Consider the following 18582-nt stretch of genomic DNA (forward strand, 5'->3'; position numbering starts at 1 on the left):
GTGCAGTTTGAACAGATTGAACAAGCACTCCAGGCACCGGTGATGGATGCCGTGATTGCCCTAAGTGAACGGGTTCAAACCCTTGAGGACAATCCTGAAGGAAGGATCTACACCGCCTATCGCGCCATTGATCAGACCCTCTCCCTGGGATATTCCAACAAGATCGATGCAATCAGCGAACAGCTTCGTGAACGCAACTTTGCGATGATCGCGAGCCGGCGAGGTACACGCCGGGAGCAGAGGTTGCTGCTGCTCACCCTCAAAGAGATCGGAATTACCAGCAGCTACAGCGAGAACTGCTTCAACGCGTCGGCAAACACGTTGAGACATCTCAGGCACCTCGGCTGGCCTTTGGGCAACCTTATGAAAAGCGCCAACAGCACCAAGACGCCCAAACGCTTCAACCCTGAGCGCTGATCAACGGTCGAAAGCGTTGAACCATCGAGGCCACAGCAGCAGGATCTGCAGCGGCTCGATCTCCACGATCCATCGACCGGTACAAGTAGGCAATCGCCCATGCCTTGGAGGCTGGTTCATTCAGATGGCGTGGGATGAGATTCAGATGAAGGTGCTGGGCTCCCTCACCAAAGGCAATCGCATACACACGTTCGCATCCGTTGATCTGCTTGGCGAGGCGACTCGCATCACAGACAGCGCGACCCCTAGCAGAAGCCTCGACCGCTGTGAAATCCACGGGGCCGGAACAGTGCCTCAGTGAATCCAAAAGAAGCCAACCAGGAAGAGGTGCTGGGTCGGGGTGATGGCGCAAGAACCAGAGCTCCGATCGCCGAATCACATAATGCTCTCGAGCTGCAGGGTCAGCGTGCAGCTGACAGATGGCACAGTTATCCACGGGACGCGTGTTCAACGGCATACGGCACCTCGACCATTGCCGATCAAGCCGAAGTAGATGATCACTACGATCAACAACACCAACAATCCGCTCAAGGACGACACTCCCCCCAACGAAGCGACAGCCCAGCAATACCCAAGGGTTGTGGTGGGAAGGAACAGCAAGCCAAGAACAGGCAGCACTGGGTTGGGAACAGTGGCACCGCTAAAGGGCTGCAGAACAAAGCTGCTGTTGATCACCCACAGCAGCACCAAAACAAGGCGCGGAGCTAGCAGGCCAATCGCCGCCAAAAGACACATCGCAGCGCATGGACGCTGAAACATCCCTAGCGACGCCACCTGATCGTCCCAACCAGAAGATTCAGGTTTCCAGAGAGCAGTTCATTGCCAACTCAAAGGGGACCGAAGCGTTCGGCATCGATAACAGGCTGCTGGAGAGTGACGCAAGATCCTCGGGTTGGGTCATCGCACCAGGCTCAACGGCTGTCACCGCACAAGCCATATCGGTATTGACCCAACTTGGGCAGATCGCCGTCACCCGAATCCCCTTGTCCCAACCTTCATTGCGCATGCTCTGACAGAGCCCCATCAAGGCAAATTTGCTCACGGGGTAGGCCGCCATTCGACCTTTGACTCGTTTACCACTCATTGACACCAGCACCTGGATTCGTCCATGACCACTGGTCACCAGGAATGGCCAGGCAGCACGGGTCAGCCACCAGGGCCCCTTCACATTGATCGCCCAGAGTTCGTCCAGCTGCTGCTCCTCACCATCCGCAAACAGCAGCGGTGTTCGATGCAAAATCCCCGCGCAGTGAATCAGGGTGTCGATTGAACCCCAGTGACGAACTGTGCTGCCAACCCAGGCATAAGCACTGGCTGGATCGGTGGCGTCGTAGGCGTGATGCAACACCCTCTCGACATCCAGATCTGTTCCCCTTAAAGCCTCTGGATCCCGCAGGCCAAGACTTAAGCGGTGACCATCGTTGAGCAACCGTCTGGCGATGGAACGTCCGATGCCACGACTGGCTCCGGTGAGCAAAACCGTGCGTCGCATCAAGGCACATTGAGGAGTCGATGGATGAGCAATTCTGGCGTTGTTGCATCCAAGAGGAGCGCACGATTCCGCTCCGAGAGAAAGCCTGTCGAAACGCTGTCATCCAGAAAGCTCAGCAACGCATCGAAATAGCCATTCAGGTTGAGCATGCCGATCGGCTTGGCATGAAAACGGAGCTGAGCCCAGGTCAAGGCTTCAAACAACTCGTCGAGGGTCCCGAGACCTCCGGGCATAGCCAAGACTGCATCGGCCAGGTCGAGCATCCGCGCTTTGCGCTCGTGCATCGATCCAACAACCTCGAGATGGGTCAAACCGGCGTGCATCACCTCATCGTGCGTTATTGCCTTGGGGATTACCCCGATCACCTCCCCGCCAGAGGCCAAAGCGGCATCAGCAACAGCGCCCATCAAGCCAATCCGAGCTCCGCCATAAACCAGGGTCATCCCCTGGGAGGCGATCAGTGCACCCAGCTCAGTGGCAGCAAGCTTGAACAGGCTCGAGTCGCCGCTCGAGGAGCCGCAATACACAGCGATCCGATTCATGACGCCTTGCTGTGATTCATTCATCCTCACCTGCGATGGCTGGTAAAAACGAGCCAAGCCTCGAAAATGACCAGGTACGGATCCCTGTGTGGATGACCTCGATGCGCCTTGAGCTGCTGAGACGTCATCGGATTCGTGACCCAGGGCTCGGCCTGAATGAACCATCCGGACTGACGTTGAACAGGGATGGCTCGGCGCTGTACACCGTCAGTGATGACACCAAGGCGATTTTTCGGCTCAATCTCCAAGGCAGGGTGTCGGTGAGCGACTCGTTCTTCATCGACATCGACAACTTGGAGGGCATCGCCATCCGTGGCGATGACAGCGAGCTGCTCGTTGTCCAGGAAGCGAGCGATTCTTTAGTGGTGGTGGATCTGAAAAGCAGGACGGAACGCTCTCGACGCCCCCTGTCAGCGATGACCAACTACAACACGATTGCGCACCACTTCCCAGACCCTCCCGAAAACAACGGATTGGAGGGCATCACCGTGAACACCAGGAACGACCATGTGTTTGTGCTCAAAGAGCACCAGCCAGGTCTGCTGATCGAACTCGATTCCTCACTCACGAAAATCCTCTCCAAAAGAGTGCTGCAGCCCAGCCAAGGGTTCATTCATCCCGAACTGAAGGCCGACATGCTGGATTTCTCGGGTCTGAGCTACGACAGCACCAGCGACACCCTCTGGATCATCAGCGACAAGGGCCGATGCCTGTTCCAATACGACTGGACAGGCGACACTGTTCTCCAGCGCCTCGACCTCACCATCAGCACAGGAGGCAAGCCAAAACCGATCCGCAAACCGGAGGGTGTTGCCTTCGATCCCGGTCGGAAAAGGATGTACGTGGTGAGCGATCGTGACGCCGATCTTTACGTGTTCATGCTCCATGACAACTGCTGAAAAGCGCCACGTTTTGATCACTGGTGCCAGCAGCGGTATCGGGCTTGAAGCAGCCAAGATCCTGCTAGCCCGTGGTGATGCATTGACCGTGCTTTGCCGTAATGCGGAGCGGGCCGATGCAACCCGGGCGGCGTTGTCTGATTCCGTTCAAACCTGTATTGCCGATCTAGCGGATCTGAAATCCGTAGCCCAAGCGATCGAACCGCTGCTTCAAAACCATATGCCCTTCGATGCGCTGGTGCTGAATGCTGGATTGCAATACGCCGGCCATGGCTCACCCCGTTGGAGTGCACAAGGCGTTGAACTCACCTTTGCGGTGAACCACTTAGCCCATCAACTCCTGGCTGAAAGATTGAAGGATCACACCCGAGCCATCGTGATCACCGCCTCGGAAGTGCACAACCCATCCACCGGTGGGGGACGGGTCGGCCTGCCTGCCGGACTGGGAGCGATGGAGGGGCTTCACCAGGGACCTGGTGCCCCGATGGTGGACGCAGAGAGTCGGTTCAATGCGGATAAGGCCTACAAAGACAGCAAGCTCTGCAATCTGCTGATGGCCCAAGAGATCCATCGGCAGCGTCCCGGTATGCCTGTTGTGGCGTGGAGTCCAGGACTGGTGATTCCTCGGACATCGGGCGGTTTTTTCAGAAACAGTCGCCAGGCCAATCCCCTAGGGCAGGCCTTGTTTGGCTTTGTTGCCCGAGATGTTCTGAGACTGACGGAGAGCGTTGAACGAGCTGGAGAACTGCTTGTGAAGCTCATCAATGAACAGCTTCGCCAGCCAGGCTTCAGCTACTGGAGCAATGGACTGTTGGGCCCTGGACGGCATCAATTGAAACCAACAGAACCATCTGAGGAAGCGAATGACAGAGAAAAAGCGACGATGCTCTGGACGTGGTCAAGCGAACTGATTAAATCCGTGCTGACGCCGTCAGACAGACTCTCAAAGTGATCCCTTAAGACCCGACTATTGTTTAATTCACCTTATGACTATCAAACTAATAAATAGAAGTGGGGAATCACGCTGACGTTCACATCAAGATCCTTTTAGCCAAAGTCTTTAGCTCGCCTCTGCATTTTCTGACAAAAGTCATCCATCGACGATTGATTCAGAAAATCTTCGAGTGTATGCAAAGCAAGATCAAGCCTTACTTTGTTATTGACGACTATCACATTGCTGTACACCAGTCAAACCCTCGACCAAGATCTTGGGTTGCTTTGGGCAATAGCTACACGTTTCAATTAGCCTGCCTTAAAGCGACCAAACACGGCATCCATTCTGCCGAAAGGTAAATACGTGCAAGGCCGATGACAGCGGAATGCTCAGCAAGCTGAGTAGACCCAGCCAAACCAAAAGATTGCGCCAATACGTGCGGACTGAACCGTAACGCTGCACTAAAAACACCACAAGGCTGGTGACAGTGATGTCGATCAAGTTCGCCAGAAAGAGCAGAAATGATCCCTCCGCAATCTGATTAGTGAGACCCGCCACTGTTCCTCGCCCAAACACAGCCACCATTTCCGAGCCAAGGTTGATGCCGATGCCGATGACGCAAATCGGTGGAACCAAGGCGTCAGCAATCGCCTCACCAACGATTGAATTCGACAAGTGCTTGCGCGTCATCGAGAACGAACCGGCTGCAGCCGCTGCAATGGTGATGCCGAGATCAATCAGATTCCCAGACGTGCGTCCGGTGATCTCCGACTGCACATGGCTGATGCCGAGCCCCCAACTGAGAACGATGCGGTTCCAATCACCGCCAACACGCCAAAGCCGACAGTGACGGCAGAACGTCGGATCAATTTCCCGTCACTGACCGCCAAGCCAAAGGCCAAGCTGATGATGGGATCCATCAATGGGGCGACGATCATGGCCCCGATGACGACCGCTGTGCTGTTGGAGATCAGCCCGAGGGTGGCGATCACCGCAGAACTGATCAGAAGAATGGAGAAGCCAAGCGATGGCTTGGATAATGCGAACCGAGTTTCATAGAGCTCAGTGCGCGGAACACGACTTTCAAGATGAACAGCCCACTGACCTGAAGAGCTTTCCAGCAATTGCCTCAGCACCTTGTGCTTCTCCAGGACTCACGTTCCTGAATCCTGCACAGAGTTCTGAACAGCGCAGCAGACTGCACAACGATCACCACCAAACAATGACGGGTGTGCTGGCGGCCCTCGGAGCGGCCATGGCCTGGACGGGAGCCAGTGCGCTTTGGCGATCGCTATCGGGGCGGATGACGGCGATCCGGCTCAATGCCATGAAAAACGGGCTGGCCAGCCTGCTGTTTCTGCCGGCTCTGCTCACACTTCCGCACGACACCGAAATGCAGGCCGTTCTGCTGCTATTGATCAGCGGCTTGATCGGCATTGCGATCGGCGACAGCTTTTATCTCGGGGCGCTGCGGCGACTCGGTACCCGACGAACCCTCACTGTGGAAGCCAGCGGACCGGTGCTAGCCAGCATCGCTGGGGTGCTGGTGATGAGGGACAGCTTGGGAGTGAAGAACATTCTTGGCGCGTTTTTGGTTTCAATCGCGGTGGTTCTCATTGCTTTGCAGGCGAGAGAAACGAGCCAACGTGAGAAGGGGGCGATCGCCGCTGACCTCGGCCCCGGGCTGCTGTTGGCATTCACCGCCGTGATCTGTGGGCTGAGCGGAGCCTTTCTGGCCCGTCATGTGCTGATCAGCAGCGACCTCACTCCATTGCAGACTGCAGCCATCAGGTTGCTTGGCGGATGGCTTGGTCTGCTCCCCTTCCTCAACGGAATCAGGAGACAACCCCGTCTGATGCGGCGAGAGCTATGGAAGCTTGTGATCGCAACCGTGATCGGAACCAACGGGGGCATCTTGTTGCAACAAATGGTGTTGCAGAGCATGCCCGTTGGAGAAGGGGTGACGCTGATGGCCACGGCGCCAGTGATGGCTCTTTTTGTGGGCCGAATGGAAGGAGACCCAATTCAGCTCTCTGGAGTAGCTGCCGCGGTGCTGGCCTTGGCCGGTGTTGCATGTACCAGCCTCTGAAGGCTGGATTCAACCGCCGAAGCGGCAGCCTTGTTCAAGGCCAACACCACCAGATCAGCACCACAGCCATGATCGGGACGCCAGGCATGGCTGGGAGCTGCTTCAAACCAGCTGTTCAACCGCGGACCCACCATCTGGATCTGCAACGGAAGCGTTTTGCTGGGCAACCAGACACGCCCCTTGAGTCGCACCACCTGGTGATCGCTGATGAGGTTGGGCAACAGATGCTCGAGAGCCTGGCGGTCCAATGCCCCTTCGACGCGAACATTGCTGCCGACCATGTCGACATGGCTGTGGTCGTGATGGTCGTGATCGTGATCGTGATCGTGGTCGTGGTCGTGGTCGTGGTGGTGCTTGGGCTTGTGCTCCAGACCCAACACAACAGTTGTCTCCACCTGTCCCTGAGACACCGGGAGCAGAGCGGTTCCCGGGCGGACTTTGCCCTTGATCCGCCCCTGCACCTCATTCATCGCTGATGCATCAAGGCAATCAGCCCGGCTGATCAAGACCAGATCAGCGGCCTGGAGTTGATCCTCAAACAAGTCATCGATCGCTGTGAGGTGATCGAGGCTGGGATCCTCGGCACGTTGCCGTTCCAGCGCCTCAGCATCAGCCACTGGGCTGCCCGCAGCCAAGGCTTCGCCATCCACAAGCGTCACCACACCATTCACATGCACACGGCTACGGATGGCTGGCCAATCCAAGGCCTGGAGCAGAGGCCGTGGCAAGGCCAGACCGCTTGTCTCAACAACGATCCCATCCAACTGATCCGCCCGTTCCAGCAAGGTCTCCATCGTCGGGAGGAAGTCGTCCTGCACCGTGCAGCAGAGGCACCCGTTGTTCAGCTCGACCAGTCGGCCATCAACATCCTCCTCGGGACAGAAGCCACAGCTGCGAATCAGATCACCATCAAGCCCAACGCTGCCGAATTCATTGACCATCACGGCCAATCGCTGGCCTCCGCGTGTGAGCAGATGGCGGAGGACCGTCGTCTTCCCGGCCCCGAGAAACCCGGTGATCACGGTCACCGGCAGACGCTTAGCCATGAGGATTAAGGGCGGCAGCCCAGGCTCTCACGGGTTGAGACGCCACTGGTCGGGTTGGATCCATCCGCCCGAGCACAGAGAGCCCGCTGTTGGGGCAGATCGATAACAGCATTGGTGAAATCAGCACCGTCGATCTGCGCGTCCGTGAAACGGCTCTGCATCATCATCGCATTGGTGAAGTTGGCCCCCCGCAGATCTGCGCCCTCGAAGTGGCTGGCAAAGCCAACAACATCGGAGAGATCGGCATTACGCAGATCGGCCCCCTGCAGTTGGGAGGTGTTGATCACAGCTCCGCGCAGGTCCGTGTCGCTGAGATTCACCTCCCGCAAATCGGCCTTGAGAAACTCTTTTTCCTTGAGATCAAGACCGTGCATATCGGCGCTGATCTCCTGAACTGCGAATTGACCACGCAACTCGGGAGCGGTGATGGCCTGCACTGATTCAGCCCAGAAAACGGTGCTGATCGCCAGCGTGATCACCGCAAGCAGCGAGGCCAAACGTCGAAGGGCGCCCATGAGACCGGTAATTTGAGCAATCACGTTATGGCAACTGTCAGCGGAGCGAGTCGATATGGCCATGAGCTTGCGGGTGGTGGTTCCACCCCATCCCCTAATCGGTCATTGGCTGACGATGTTGCGGCACCGGGAAACCCCTGCTGCCCTTTATGCCACCGCCCTGCAGGAGCTCGGCCGGTGGCTCACCTACGAAGCCCTGCGGGACTGGCTGCCCCATCGTCGGGACATGGTGCCCGGAATCGATGGAGACACCGAAGGCACCATCGTTGAGTCGTCGGTTCCGCTGATCGCCATCCCAGTGCTGCCAGCAGGCCTCGAGCTTTGGCAGGGGGGACGATCTGTCCTTCCCGATTCCTCCCTCAGCCTGGGGTCATGCCCAGAGAAAATCGAAGCCAATGCCGGGGTAATTCTGTTTGTTGATCAGATCAGCGATGGCCAATCCACCCTCAAGCTTCTGCAAGAGCTCCAGACCAAAGGTGTGGATGGAAGGCGGCTACGACTGATCACTGCCCTATGTGCCAGTCCTGGACTAAAGCTTTTGGGTGAAGCGATTCCAGACCTAACGCTGCATACCGCCTGTATCGACGAAAGCCTTGGTGAGCAAGGCGAGATTTGTCCGGGAATCGGTGACCCTGTGCGACGGCTGAACTTCAGATCTTGAGGGCGTGACTAACCTTCATTCAGGTTGATTGCACCCATGGCCCAGCAGCACGACACGGGCTCAGGCACCCTGGCAACTCTGGTCACCGGAGCAGTGCTCGGTGCTGCAGGCCTGGCTTGGTGGCTCCTCAATGAGGCTGACAGGCGTAGGCGTTACGGCGCGCAGACGTCGATGTTGCACGCACCGCGGATGCAGGACGGTTCGGAAGTACTGGACAGTTCACCCAACGGGCACCTCGAGGAACGGGTTGAAAAACTCAACGCAGAGATTGCCCGCGTTCGTGCCCAGCTCGAGGGACTCGGAAGCGAAGGATGAGCGCTCGGTAGGTTGGCTTGATTGCCACTGGTCCGCTCCGTTCCATGCTTCGCTCCGACGCCGTCACCAAGGGGATTCAGCGGTCTCCCAATCGCGCCATGTTGCGGGCCGTTGGCTTTGGAGACAGTGATTTCGGCAAGCCCATTCTGGGCATTGCCAACGGCTACAGCACCATCACCCCCTGCAATGTGGGGCTGAACGATTTGGCCATACGGGCTGAGGAAGCTGCCCGGCAGGCCGGAGGCATGCCACAGATGTTCGGGACCATCACCGTGAGTGACGGAATTTCCATGGGCACCGAAGGGATGAAGTACTCCCTGGTGAGTCGTGAAGTGATTGCTGACGCCATCGAAACGGCCTGCAACGGCCAAAGCATGGATGGGGTGCTGGCAGTCGGAGGCTGCGACAAAAACATGCCTGGCGCCATGCTGGCCATGGCAAGGATGAACATTCCTTCGGTGTTCGTCTACGGCGGCACGATCAAGCCGGGCAAGCTGGGTGGCTGTGATCTCACGGTGGTGAGCGCTTTTGAAGCGGTCGGCCAACTGACCAGCGGCAAAATCGACGAGGAGCAGCTCACCGCAGTTGAAAAAAATGCCTGCCCTGGGGCTGGCAGTTGCGGCGGCATGTTCACCGCCAACACCATGAGCGCCGCCATCGAAACGATGGGTCTCAGCCTTCCCTACAGCTCCACGATGGCTGCGGAGGACGGGGAAAAGGCCGATAGTGCCGCTCGCTCCGCTGAGGTGCTGGTGGAGGCCGTGAAAGCCAACATCCGCCCCCTGGATCTGCTGACCAAGGAAGCCTTTGAGAACGCCATCAGCGTGATCATGGCGGTGGGTGGCTCCACCAATGCGGTGCTGCACCTGCTTGCCATCGCCCGCACGGCCGGCGTCGAGCTGAGCATCGATGACTTCGAACGGATCCGTCAGCGGGTGCCTGTGATCTGTGACCTCAAGCCCAGTGGCCGCTACGTGACCGTTGATCTACACAACGCCGGCGGCATTCCCCAGGTGATGAAGCTGCTGCTGGATGCCGGGTTGCTGCACGGCGACTGCCGCACGGTGGAGGGCAAGACCCTGAATGACTTGCTGGCAGACGTGCCGTCAGCACCAGCCGCCGGACAGGACGTGATCCGCCCCTTGAGCAACCCCCTTTACGCCAAAGGCCACCTCGCCATCCTCAAGGGCAACCTCGCTAGCGAGGGCAGCGTGGCCAAGATCAGCGGTGTGAAGACCCCGGTGCTCACAGGCCCGGCCCGGGTGTTCGAAAGCGAGGAAGACTGTCTTGCCGCCATCCTCGACAAAAAGATCAAGGCCGGGGATGTGGTGGTGGTCCGCAACGAGGGTCCCGTTGGTGGGCCGGGCATGCGGGAGATGCTGGCTCCCACATCAGCGATCGTGGGTCAAGGCCTGGGAGACAAGGTCGCCCTGATCACCGATGGTCGCTTCAGCGGTGGCACCTATGGCCTGGTGGTAGGTCACGTGGCCCCTGAAGCTGCTGTTGGTGGAACGATCGGCCTAGTTCAAGAGGGCGACAGCATCACCGTTGATGCCGACCAGTTGCTGCTCCAACTCAACGTGGATGAGGTGGAACTGGAGCGCCGCCGGACGGGATGGAGTAAGCCGGAACCGCGCTATCGCCATGGAATACTCGGCAAATACGCACGGCTGGTTTCCAGCTCAAGCCGTGGTGCAACAACCGACCACTCCGATTGAGTTCGTCGCAGTCAAACAGCCGGTTGCACCAAGGCTCGTAAACGTCTACCCAATGCCTCGAGAGGGGCGGCATCCTGTGGTGCCGCGCAACGCTGACCGGATCCACCATCCATCCAGACCGGATGGCGCCCGTGCCAGAGCATCGGGCGTTCCGGTTGGTCCCACCAGCTGAGCATCAGATTGATCTCGTTACCGCTCCGGTAGATCTCCAGTTCAAGGTCCTGCTCGGAGCAACGCTGGCCTTCGCCATCGCGGCATTCAATCCGCACGTGCAGATCGTCGATTTGTTCGGGAGCTGAAGGATCGATCAAAACAACCGCATGGTTCCAGGGCTTGAGGCAAACATCAGCCGCCTTGGCAATCAACACCAGAAGGTCCATGGGCTCAGGGCAAGGCGCGGATTGAGCGGATCAGCATCCGGATGGAGCCTGCGCGAAAACCCGGATTGAGATCCCCTGCATCGCCAAATTTCGAGTGCAACACTTGAATGCGGGTGATCCCACTGGGATCGAAGCGCAGCGATATGCCAACGGGCTTGGCCCTCACGGTGGGTCTGAGGTCGTCGAAAGACACCACCACAGGTGTCACGCCAGTGGGTTGGGTTGGAACATCCACCACCCAGCGGAGGCCACCAGGAATCAGTTCGGTGAGTCCCATGGCTCCATCCCTGCAACCGAGGGCAATCTTCAGTGTGCGTCCCTCACCTTCAACATCCAGCCGAAGTGCCGAATAGGTCGACAGGTCGAGCGCGGGCTGCAGGCGAGGGGAACGGCAGCTCACGAACCCACCACCGGTTTCCACCAGGTCCCCCTCCAGCACGAGTCCATCGGGGGTCACGCGACAACCGGCACGGGATCGGCCGCCCATGATCGTGTCATTCAGGCTGGCCCAGTCAGCAAAGTCGCTGCCCTGGAAAAGAATCTGCTCAGAGGCCGGCGGCTGCATCCTGATCGGCGAGGACCAGCACATCACTAGCAGGTTGAACCAGCCGAGCGGGGGTGCGATCGGAAGATTCGGAGGGATCCACCAGTCGCCTGAGGGCCTCCTGTTTTCCGGCCCCACTGACGAGGAAGATCACCTGACGGGCGGCACTGAGAACAGGTGCCGTCAAGGTGATTCGATCCAATCCTTTACCACGGCCAATGGTCGTCCAGCGATCTAGCACCGCTGGAGCCTCAGTGCCGGGGAAAAGGGATGCGGTATGTCCGTCATCCCCAAGGCCCAGCAGCATCACATCGAACACCGGTGGGGCTCCTGAGCAAAGCTGAGAGATCTGGTCAGCAAAGGCCTGGGCACTGGCCTCAGGGCTTTCGAGTTCCACGGTGGGCACCGGGTGAAAGGCGGCCGAAGCTCCAGGCCCGGGGGAGAGCAGGGTGCGTCGCAACATGCCGGCGTTGCTGGACTCATCGTCCGCAGCAACCCAGCGCTCGTCGCCCAAGACGACGTCCACCCGATCCCAGGGCAGCCGCTCCTGTCCGAGCAGGGAGTAGGCCCTGGCAGGCGTGCTTCCACCCGAGAGAGCGATCTGGCAGCGATCCCGTTGGTCCAGCGCCAGATCAATCTGAGCGGCAATCATTTCAGAGGCCTTGCGAGCGAGGTCATCGGAATCTCTCGCCCGCTCGATGCGGTAGTTGGTCATCGCTCAACCGCTCAGCTGAGCCATTCGGTGTGGAACGCGCCCTCCTTGTCCACCCGTTGGTAGGTGTGAGAGCCGAAGCAGTCGCGCATCGCCTGAACCAGGTTCTGGGGAAGACGACCAGAGCGGTAGCTATTGATGTAATCGAGGGTGCTGCTGAAGCAGGGAACGGGAATACCGGCCTCGGCGGCACCGGCCACCACTTGAGCCAGCCCGGGCAGCCGTCGGTTGATCTGCTCAGCGAACCAAGGATCCACCATCAGGTTGGGCAGTTGGGGGTCAGCATCGAAAGCATCCTGAATGCGCTTCAGCAGACGGGCCCGAATGATGCAACCACCCTTCCAGATCTGAGCGATCGATGGCATGTGGAGCTCATAATCAAGATCCTTGGAGGCGATGCGTAACAGTTCCATGCCCTGGGCATAACTGGCGATGCAGCTCAGAACGGTGGCATCCATCAACGGAGCCATGGCGTCATCAGGCGTCCCCAGATCAAAGTCCTTAGTGGCAGGACCTTTGAGGATCGATTCAGCCGCCATGCGCTGGGGCTTCATCGAGCTCATCACCCGTGCATTGAGGGAGGCATAGATCGTTGGCACAGAAGCACCCATCTGAAGCGCCGTCACCACGGTCCAGAGTCCCGTGCCCTTTTGGCCAGCCTGGTCGGTGATTTTCTCCACCAGATCAGTGCCATTGACGGGGTCCTTAGTGCGGAGACACACCTCGGTGATTTCCACCAAATACGACGACAACTCTTCTGTGGCGTTCCATTGACCGAGAACGTCGGCCATCTGCACACCACTCATTCCCTTGACCCGCTTCATCAGGTCATAGCCCTCAGCAAGGATCTGCTCGATGCCGTATTCGATCCCGTTGTGGACCGTTTTGACAAGGTGTCCTGACCCTCCGGGACCGATGTAGGTCACACAAGGTCCGTCTTCGACCTGCGCCGCCATCTTGTTCACGAGGCTCTCGATGGCCTCGTAGGAGGTCTTGGTTCCTCCGGGCATCATGCTCGGCCCCTCCAGGGCACCTTTGGCGCCACCAGACACACCCATACCGATGAAGCCGAAACTCTTGCTCTCGAGTTGCTTCACACGACGTTCGGTGTCGTGATAGTCGGAGTTGCCTCCATCAATCAGCAGATCGCCTTCTTCGAGATAGGGAGAGAGCTGATCGACGACGGCATCGACGGCAGACCCCGCCTTCACCATCATCAAAATCCGGCGGGGTCGTTCCAGCTTGCCAACGAAATCTTCGAGGTCAGTGGCGCCCTGAATGTTTTTGTCCTTGCCACGCCCCTGGAGGAAGTCTTCAGTTTTGGCGTAGGTGCGGTTGTAAACAACGCTAGAAAAACCGTTGCGCTCCGCATTAAGGACGAGGTTCTCGCCCATCACGCCTAGACCAATAAGGCCGAAGTGAGACTTGGACATGGCCTGAAGGACCACTAACGACTCACCTCAGTGTGTTGATCTCGGCTGGTCCTGACTGCAAATCAACCAACAAATGTCAGGAATGAACCATCGGCTCAGGGAGAGGGCGGCTCACTCCCGCGAGCGGTTTCAGCGCTCAGATCACCGTTCCATCAGCGATGGTGGCGTTTTTCTGAACAACCACGATGCCGTTGCGGATGTAGAAGCCCTGATCGGAACGATCGGCCTCTTCCACGTTGTCCTTGTTGATGATCGAGACACCCGAACCAATGCGGGTGTTCTTATCGAGGATGGCGCGTTTAACCGTGGTGCCCTTGCCAACGCCAAGAGGAATACCTCCTCGCTCTCTCAAGACAGCACGTTCGTCGGGTGATTCAAAGAAGTCGGCTCCCATCACCAGCGTGTCTTGAAGCACGCAGTCACTTTCAATTCGACTGCGCACGCCTAATACACAGTGATGAATGCTGCAGGACTTCAGAATGGAACCTTCCCCAATGATCGAGTTGGTCACCTGGACATCAACCAACTTGCTGGGGGGCAGATAACGCGGACGGGTGTAGATGGGGAACTTCTCGTCGTAGAAGCTGAAAGGAGGCGTTGGTTGCTGGGTCAGCGCGAGGTTGGCTTCATAGAATGCACCGATGGTGCCGATGTCTTCCCAGTAGTCGTCGAACACGTAGCTCTGAAGCTTGTCTCCCCTCGCGAGAGCCTCGGGGATGATTTCTTTGCCGAAATCCTTGTGTCCGGGATGCTTGTCGAGCAGATCAAACAGGGTCTGACGGCTGAAGACATAAATGCCCATTGAGGCCAGATAGGGCCTTTCCTTAGCTGAATCGGCAGTTAGGCCGAAGCGAGAGGTGTCGACAGCCATCTCCAGCAGCGAATCACCCTTTGGCTTCTCTCGGAACTCCTTAATCGTGCCATTTTCATCGGTCCGCATCAGGCCGAAAGCCTCAGCCTGCTTTGGATCAACGGGAAGAGCGGCAACGGTGAGATCGGCGCCTGAACGGCGATGGTGCTCAATGAAGAGGCTGTAATCCATCCGGTACAGCTGGTCGCCGGAAAGGATCAGATATTCATCAACGTCCCATTCCTGGAACAACCACTGGTATTTGCGTACAGCATCTGCAGTGCCTTCAAACCACGTGGGACTGTCAGGGGTCTGCTGGGCTGCGAGCACCTCAACAAACCCTCCACCGAAGGAATTGCTGAGGTTGTAGGTCTGGCTCAGGTGGCGGTTGAGTGACGCACTGTTGAACTGCGTCATCACATACATCTTGTTGATGTCGGAATTGATGCAGTTGCTAATCGGAATATCAATCAGTCGGTATTTGCCTGCCAGAGGGACGGCCGGCTTGGCGCGCATTTTTGTGAGCGGATACAGGCGTGTGCCTGCTCCGCCGCCCAGAATGATGGCCAAGACCCGCTTCATGCCGCTATCCCAAATCGGCGTTGCCGCAAGAACTTACCGGAGTTTTTGGCTTCTCAACCGTCTTTGGGAAGAATCAGTCGAGATTACTGGGATTCAGGTCGCGACTGAATCGCTGATGAGCTCAAGATGCTTCCAAATCGAACAGTCTTTCAACAATTCGAAGGGCTTGTTGACGATCCTGACGGCTCTGGGGAGCCCGGAGCTGGGTGACCGGCGTGTGGAGGATTTTGTTGATGATCCCCTTGCTCAAGGCTTCGACAACCTTGCGTTCCCGAGCTGAGAAATCAGGACCCATTCGGCTTAGGGCTTTTTGGAGTTCCTCCGTGCGGATCGACTCCATCGAAGAGCGCAGCTGGTTGATGGTCGGCACAGCCTCGAGGCTGTCCCACCACTCGAGGAACTGCTGTGCTTCCTGCTGAAGCAAATGCTCAGCCTCCCGGGCCATTGCCTGACGGGCTTCCTGGTTACGGGCGACGACCTCTTGAAGGTCATCCACATCGTGGGATTCAACGCCGTCCACATCGGCAGCATCGGCAGCGATGTTGCGCGGCACCCCGATATCAATCAAGCGAAGCTTGCTGCGCCGGTTCAGAGGTGCCAGACGCGCGGCATCGATGATGGGATCATCGGCGGCTGTACTGGTGAACATCAGCGAGCAGGTGCTCAGATACTGATCCAGATCCGTGAGCGGCCTGCACTGAACAGGAAGATCAGGGAAATCAGCCGAAAGCTGTTCGGCCCGTTCAACGGTGCGGTTCAACAGAACAACACCGGAGGCACCTTTGGCCTGAAGGTGCTGAAGCAACAGTCGGCTCATGCGCCCGGCACCGACAACGGCGATCTGCTCGCTTTCCAGGGTGACCAGTTGATCCAGTCCCCGGGATTGACCGAGCTTGAGCTGGGCGAGCTCAACGGCCGCCGAGCTGATCGAAACCGCCCCTGTTCCGAGGTTGGTTTCACTGCGGACACGTTTGCCCGTGGTGACGGCCTGGGTGAGCAAGCGATTCAGGATCGGACCCAGGGATTTGTGCTCCTGGCCGAGCCGCATCATTTTTTTCACCTGGGAGAGGATTTGACCTTCCCCCAGCACAAGGCTGTCGAGACCTGCTGCCACCCGCATCAGATGGTCGACAGCATCTTCGTGGTGGAAACTGAAAAGGTGCGGAGTCAGCTCTCCTGTCTCAAGGCCGGAGTGGCTGCTGAGGAAGTCGCTGACAGCAGACACGCCAAGGTCCGGATTGCGAACCAACGTGTAAATCTCGAGGCGATTGCAGGTGCTGAGGATCGATGCCTCGAGCACCTGCTCATTGCCGCGGAGGGATTGAAGGGACGTCTCCATGGTCTGCTCAGGGATGCTGAGCCGTTCCCGGATCTCCACCGGTGCCGTGCGATGACTGAGGCCGACGACGGAGATATGCATTGAAGACGTTCCTCTCAACCAGTGGGTGACGATCAGCTCAGAGCGATGCTCTGGGCGCCGTCTTTGATGTGCACGGTGTTGGTGAAGCGGCAGGTGTTGTCCAAGTTGCTGATCACCAGGCTGCTCGTGCGGGTGCAGTCCTTTTCGAACTTAACGCCATCGAAGAGCAGACCATCAGTGATGCCGCTGCCTGCGAAACAAACATGCTCGCCACAGGCCAGCTCCTCTGCTTCGTAGACCTTGTCGGGATCGGCGATGCCCATCTCGGCGAGACGAGCCAGGTTGCCCTCCTTGGTCATGTCAGCCCATTCGGAGGTCTGAGCAATGGCAGGGTCATACACCAGTTGACCCTGGAAGTGGCCACCAAGAGCGCGCATGGCAGCGGCGGAAATCACACCTTCAGGCGCAGCACCAATGCCCATCAGACAGTGGGTTCCCGTGCCAGCGAAACCGCAAGCGATTGCAGCCTGAACGTCACCGTCGGAGATGGGCTGAATGCGAGCGCCGGTGGCACGGATCTCAGCGATCAGATCCTTGTGACGAGCGCGATCCATCACCACGATGTTCAGCTCATCGACGGGGAGGCCCAGGCACTCGCTGAGAATCTTGATGTTTTCAGTGGCCGATTTGCGGATGTCCACCTTGCCCTTGGCAGCCGGAGGAGCAGCCAGCTTCTTCATATAGAAGTCGGGGGCGTTGAACAGACCACCGCGATCGGAAGCGGCGAGAACAGCCATCGAGCCACGCTGGTTGAAGGCGCAAAGGTTGGTGCCTTCGCAAGGGTCAACTGCGAAATCCACGCCAGGGCCAGTGCCGGTGCCGACCTCTTCTCCGATGTACAGCATCGGGGCTTCATCACGTTCCCCTTCGCCAATCACGATGCGGCCTTGCATCTGGATCTGATTCATGCGCTTGCGCATGGCATCGACGGCTAATGCATCCGCTTCATCCTTCAGGCCTTTGCCGGAGAGCGAGGCGGAAGCGATGGCGGCCTGCTCGACGATCTCGAGAATTTCCTGAATAAGGGTCTGATCCACGGGACTCCGGATGAGGTGGGACGGGTTGACGAGATCTCCTGGACGGGCAGTTGGCCGTCGCCGCAGTGGATCTCGACGTCTGAGCGCGGCTCACTGTATCAGTGGTTGCAGGAGTCCCTAAAATCTCCCGGCAAATCGCGCTCCTCATCCATGAGCACCAAGCCCCTGGTGATCTCGCCGTCGATACTGTCGGCTGACTTCTCACGCCTCGGCGCAGAAGTGAAAGCCGTGGACGAAGCCGGTGCAGATTGGATCCATGTGGATGTAATGGACGGCCGATTTGTTCCGAACATCACCATTGGACCGCTGATTGTTGAGGCGTTGCGTCCGGTGACTCAGAAGCCACTGGACGTTCACCTGATGATTGTTGAGCCGGAGAAGTACGTCCCCGACTTCGCCAAAGCCGGCGCCGACATCATTTCTGTTCAGGTTGAGGCCTGCCCGCATCTTCATCGCAACCTGGCTCAGATCAAGGACCTGGGCAAAAAAGCAGGGGCAGTCCTGAATCCCTCAACTCCAATCGATACCCTCGAGTACTGCCTCGAGCTCTGCGATTTGGTGTTGATCATGAGCGTCAACCCCGGTTTCGGTGGCCAAAGCTTCATCGAAAGCCAGGTCCAGAAAATCCGCGACCTACGCCGCATGTGCGACGAGAAGGGTCTCGATCCCTGGATCGAAGTGGATGGCGGCATTAAAGCTGGCAATGCCTGGAAGGTGATCGAAGCAGGTGCCAACGCGATTGTGTCCGGCTCCGGTGTGTTCAACCAACCCGATTACGCCGAAGCGATCAAAGGCATCCGCAACAGCAACAGTAAGGAAGCTGTTCTTGCCTGATCAGCAGGGCATCAATTGAGCACCAAAAGCCCGGCAGCCAATGCCGGGCTTTTTCTTGAGAAAAAACATTCACACCAGAGTTGCTCAGCCCGCAACATCAGCTTCAAGCAAGGACCGAGCGATTGAGCAGTTTCATCATCTCCATAGATTTGATAGCCACAC

23 protein-coding genes are annotated in these 18582 nt (G+C 58.0%); 8 read left to right on the top strand and 15 right to left on the bottom strand.

The window, feature by feature from the left end; translation table 11 throughout:
- Positions 1–417 carry a hypothetical protein gene (locus FZZ85_RS03175; protein ID WP_226412165.1) on the top strand — a complete coding sequence of 139 codons (417 nt, stop codon included), beginning with the start codon at positions 1–3 and terminating at the stop codon, positions 415–417.
- On the opposite strand, the gene FZZ85_RS03180 is transcribed toward FZZ85_RS03175, so the two are convergent.
- The 4 genes from FZZ85_RS03180 to FZZ85_RS03195 all read right to left on the bottom strand — a co-directional run bounded on the left by FZZ85_RS03180 (position 401) and on the right by FZZ85_RS03195 (position 2451).
- On the bottom strand, positions 401–694 hold the full coding sequence (locus tag FZZ85_RS03180) for a hypothetical protein (protein ID WP_226412167.1): 294 nt from the start codon (positions 692–694) through the stop codon (positions 401–403). The genes FZZ85_RS03175 and FZZ85_RS03180 overlap by 17 nt on opposite strands.
- A gap of 170 nt (positions 695–864) precedes the next feature.
- Complete coding sequence (locus FZZ85_RS03185; RefSeq protein WP_226412477.1) at positions 865–1152, bottom strand: hypothetical protein; 288 nt, start codon at positions 1150–1152, stop codon at positions 865–867.
- Positions 1153–1213: 61 nt separating this feature from the next.
- On the bottom strand, positions 1214–1909 hold the full coding sequence (locus FZZ85_RS03190) for an SDR family NAD(P)-dependent oxidoreductase (protein ID WP_226412169.1): 696 nt from the start codon (positions 1907–1909) through the stop codon (positions 1214–1216).
- A complete protein-coding gene (locus tag FZZ85_RS03195) occupies positions 1909–2451 on the bottom strand; it encodes a TIGR00730 family Rossman fold protein (protein WP_226412171.1) in 543 nt (180 codons plus the stop codon). The genes FZZ85_RS03190 and FZZ85_RS03195 overlap by 1 nt, the downstream gene beginning before the upstream one ends.
- A 92-nt stretch (positions 2452–2543) precedes the next feature.
- Between FZZ85_RS03195 and FZZ85_RS03200 the strand changes: the two genes are divergently transcribed.
- Together FZZ85_RS03200 and FZZ85_RS03205 are read left to right on the top strand one after the other, a co-directional pair.
- Positions 2544–3350, top strand: a complete 807-nt coding sequence (locus tag FZZ85_RS03200; protein ID WP_226412173.1) for an SdiA-regulated domain-containing protein — start codon at positions 2544–2546, stop codon at positions 3348–3350.
- The gene (locus FZZ85_RS03205) at positions 3337–4302 is read left to right on the top strand and encodes an SDR family NAD(P)-dependent oxidoreductase (protein WP_226412175.1); all 966 of its coding nucleotides are present in this window, start codon (positions 3337–3339) and stop codon (positions 4300–4302) included. The genes FZZ85_RS03200 and FZZ85_RS03205 overlap by 14 nt, the downstream gene beginning before the upstream one ends.
- A gap of 300 nt (positions 4303–4602) precedes the next feature.
- On the opposite strand, the gene FZZ85_RS12155 is transcribed toward FZZ85_RS03205, so the two are convergent.
- Positions 4603–5061: a DUF389 domain-containing protein gene (locus tag FZZ85_RS12155; RefSeq protein WP_370631125.1), complete on the bottom strand. Its 459-nt coding sequence runs from the start codon at positions 5059–5061 to the stop codon at positions 4603–4605.
- Positions 5022–5222 (bottom strand): DUF389 domain-containing protein, encoded by a 201-nt coding sequence (locus tag FZZ85_RS12160; protein ID WP_370631130.1) that lies wholly within the window; start codon positions 5220–5222, stop codon positions 5022–5024. Before FZZ85_RS12160 ends, FZZ85_RS12155 begins: the two co-directional genes overlap by 40 nt.
- Positions 5223–5506: 284 nt before the next feature.
- Between FZZ85_RS12160 and FZZ85_RS03215 the strand changes: the two genes are divergently transcribed.
- The gene (locus FZZ85_RS03215; protein ID WP_226412177.1) at positions 5507–6373 is read left to right on the top strand and encodes an EamA family transporter; all 867 of its coding nucleotides are present in this window, start codon (positions 5507–5509) and stop codon (positions 6371–6373) included.
- Here the strand turns inward: FZZ85_RS03215 and cobW are convergent.
- Positions 6310–7419, bottom strand: a complete 1110-nt coding sequence (cobW, locus tag FZZ85_RS03220) for a cobalamin biosynthesis protein CobW (protein ID WP_226412179.1) — start codon at positions 7417–7419, stop codon at positions 6310–6312. The genes FZZ85_RS03215 and cobW overlap by 64 nt on opposite strands.
- A 5-nt stretch (positions 7420–7424) precedes the next feature.
- Positions 7425–7934 (bottom strand): pentapeptide repeat-containing protein, encoded by a 510-nt coding sequence (locus tag FZZ85_RS03225; protein ID WP_226412479.1) that lies wholly within the window; start codon positions 7932–7934, stop codon positions 7425–7427.
- A gap of 55 nt (positions 7935–7989) precedes the next feature.
- On the opposite strand from FZZ85_RS03225, the gene FZZ85_RS03230 reads away from it, so the two are divergent.
- From FZZ85_RS03230 to ilvD, 3 genes are read left to right on the top strand one after another with little or no spacing between them, the layout of a single operon-like run.
- Entirely contained in the window at positions 7990–8595 is a 606-nt protein-coding gene (locus tag FZZ85_RS03230; RefSeq protein ID WP_226412181.1) for a uracil phosphoribosyltransferase, read from the top strand.
- A gap of 36 nt (positions 8596–8631) precedes the next feature.
- Positions 8632–8910, top strand: a complete 279-nt coding sequence (locus FZZ85_RS03235; RefSeq protein ID WP_226399955.1) for a hypothetical protein — start codon at positions 8632–8634, stop codon at positions 8908–8910.
- Positions 8911–8954: 44 nt separating this feature from the next.
- A complete protein-coding gene (gene ilvD / locus FZZ85_RS03240; protein WP_226412183.1) occupies positions 8955–10628 on the top strand; it encodes a dihydroxy-acid dehydratase in 1674 nt (557 codons plus the stop codon).
- A gap of 11 nt (positions 10629–10639) precedes the next feature.
- On the opposite strand, the gene FZZ85_RS03245 is transcribed toward ilvD, so the two are convergent.
- From FZZ85_RS03245 to glpX, 7 genes are all read right to left on the bottom strand, one after another.
- A complete protein-coding gene (locus FZZ85_RS03245; RefSeq protein ID WP_226412185.1) occupies positions 10640–11008 on the bottom strand; it encodes a hypothetical protein in 369 nt (122 codons plus the stop codon).
- Positions 11009–11012: 4 nt separating this feature from the next.
- Positions 11013–11573, bottom strand: coding sequence for a CIA30 family protein (locus FZZ85_RS03250; protein WP_226412187.1), 561 nt, complete (start codon positions 11571–11573; stop codon positions 11013–11015).
- Positions 11554–12267 (bottom strand): 6-phosphogluconolactonase, encoded by a 714-nt coding sequence (gene pgl / locus FZZ85_RS03255; protein WP_226412189.1) that lies wholly within the window; start codon positions 12265–12267, stop codon positions 11554–11556. The genes FZZ85_RS03250 and pgl overlap by 20 nt, the downstream gene beginning before the upstream one ends.
- An 11-nt stretch (positions 12268–12278) precedes the next feature.
- On the bottom strand, positions 12279–13697 hold the full coding sequence (gene gndA, locus FZZ85_RS03260; RefSeq protein WP_226412191.1) for an NADP-dependent phosphogluconate dehydrogenase: 1419 nt from the start codon (positions 13695–13697) through the stop codon (positions 12279–12281).
- Positions 13698–13833: 136 nt separating this feature from the next.
- Positions 13834–15129 (bottom strand): glucose-1-phosphate adenylyltransferase, encoded by a 1296-nt coding sequence (locus FZZ85_RS03265; protein WP_226412193.1) that lies wholly within the window; start codon positions 15127–15129, stop codon positions 13834–13836.
- 121 nt (positions 15130–15250) lie between these two features.
- Entirely contained in the window at positions 15251–16549 is a 1299-nt protein-coding gene (locus FZZ85_RS03270) for a glutamyl-tRNA reductase (protein ID WP_226412195.1), read from the bottom strand.
- Positions 16550–16581: 32 nt separating this feature from the next.
- Entirely contained in the window at positions 16582–17586 is a 1005-nt protein-coding gene (gene glpX / locus FZZ85_RS03275; RefSeq protein ID WP_006851350.1) for a class II fructose-bisphosphatase, read from the bottom strand.
- 150 nt (positions 17587–17736) lie between these two features.
- Between glpX and rpe the strand changes: the two genes are divergently transcribed.
- Positions 17737–18420, top strand: a complete 684-nt coding sequence (gene rpe / locus FZZ85_RS03280) for a ribulose-phosphate 3-epimerase (protein WP_226412197.1) — start codon at positions 17737–17739, stop codon at positions 18418–18420.
- Positions 18421–18582: the final 162 nt, after the last annotated feature.

It is taken from the genome of Synechococcus sp. MU1642, from assembly GCF_020514115.1.
GTDB lineage: Bacteria > Cyanobacteriota > Cyanobacteriia > PCC-6307 > Cyanobiaceae > Parasynechococcus.

Coding starts and splice junctions, on each gene's coding strand:
- FZZ85_RS03265 (WP_226412193.1), bottom strand. CDS start 15,129: ATGAAGCGGGTCTTGGCCATCATTCTGGGCGGCGGAGCAGGCACACGC.
- FZZ85_RS03250 (WP_226412187.1), bottom strand. CDS start 11,573: ATGCAGCCGCCGGCCTCTGAGCAGATTCTTTTCCAGGGCAGCGACTTT.
- FZZ85_RS12160 (WP_370631130.1), bottom strand. CDS start 5,222: ATGATCGTCGCCCCATTGATGGATCCCATCATCAGCTTGGCCTTTGGC.
- gndA (WP_226412191.1), bottom strand. CDS start 13,697: ATGTCCAAGTCTCACTTCGGCCTTATTGGTCTAGGCGTGATGGGCGAG.
- FZZ85_RS03190 (WP_226412169.1), bottom strand. CDS start 1,909: ATGCGACGCACGGTTTTGCTCACCGGAGCCAGTCGTGGCATCGGACGT.
- FZZ85_RS03270 (WP_226412195.1), bottom strand. CDS start 16,549: ATGCATATCTCCGTCGTCGGCCTCAGTCATCGCACGGCACCGGTGGAG.
- rpe (WP_226412197.1), top strand. CDS start 17,737: ATGAGCACCAAGCCCCTGGTGATCTCGCCGTCGATACTGTCGGCTGAC.
- FZZ85_RS03245 (WP_226412185.1), bottom strand. CDS start 11,008: ATGGACCTTCTGGTGTTGATTGCCAAGGCGGCTGATGTTTGCCTCAAG.
- FZZ85_RS03195 (WP_226412171.1), bottom strand. CDS start 2,451: ATGAATCGGATCGCTGTGTATTGCGGCTCCTCGAGCGGCGACTCGAGC.
- FZZ85_RS03185 (WP_226412477.1), bottom strand. CDS start 1,152: ATGTGTCTTTTGGCGGCGATTGGCCTGCTAGCTCCGCGCCTTGTTTTG.
- FZZ85_RS03235 (WP_226399955.1), top strand. CDS start 8,632: ATGGCCCAGCAGCACGACACGGGCTCAGGCACCCTGGCAACTCTGGTC.
- FZZ85_RS03200 (WP_226412173.1), top strand. CDS start 2,544: ATGACCTCGATGCGCCTTGAGCTGCTGAGACGTCATCGGATTCGTGAC.
- FZZ85_RS03215 (WP_226412177.1), top strand. CDS start 5,507: ATGACGGGTGTGCTGGCGGCCCTCGGAGCGGCCATGGCCTGGACGGGA.
- cobW (WP_226412179.1), bottom strand. CDS start 7,419: ATGGCTAAGCGTCTGCCGGTGACCGTGATCACCGGGTTTCTCGGGGCC.
- FZZ85_RS03205 (WP_226412175.1), top strand. CDS start 3,337: ATGACAACTGCTGAAAAGCGCCACGTTTTGATCACTGGTGCCAGCAGC.
- pgl (WP_226412189.1), bottom strand. CDS start 12,267: ATGACCAACTACCGCATCGAGCGGGCGAGAGATTCCGATGACCTCGCT.
- FZZ85_RS03230 (WP_226412181.1), top strand. CDS start 7,990: ATGGCCATGAGCTTGCGGGTGGTGGTTCCACCCCATCCCCTAATCGGT.
- ilvD (WP_226412183.1), top strand. CDS start 8,955: ATGCTTCGCTCCGACGCCGTCACCAAGGGGATTCAGCGGTCTCCCAAT.
- FZZ85_RS03225 (WP_226412479.1), bottom strand. CDS start 7,934: ATGGGCGCCCTTCGACGTTTGGCCTCGCTGCTTGCGGTGATCACGCTG.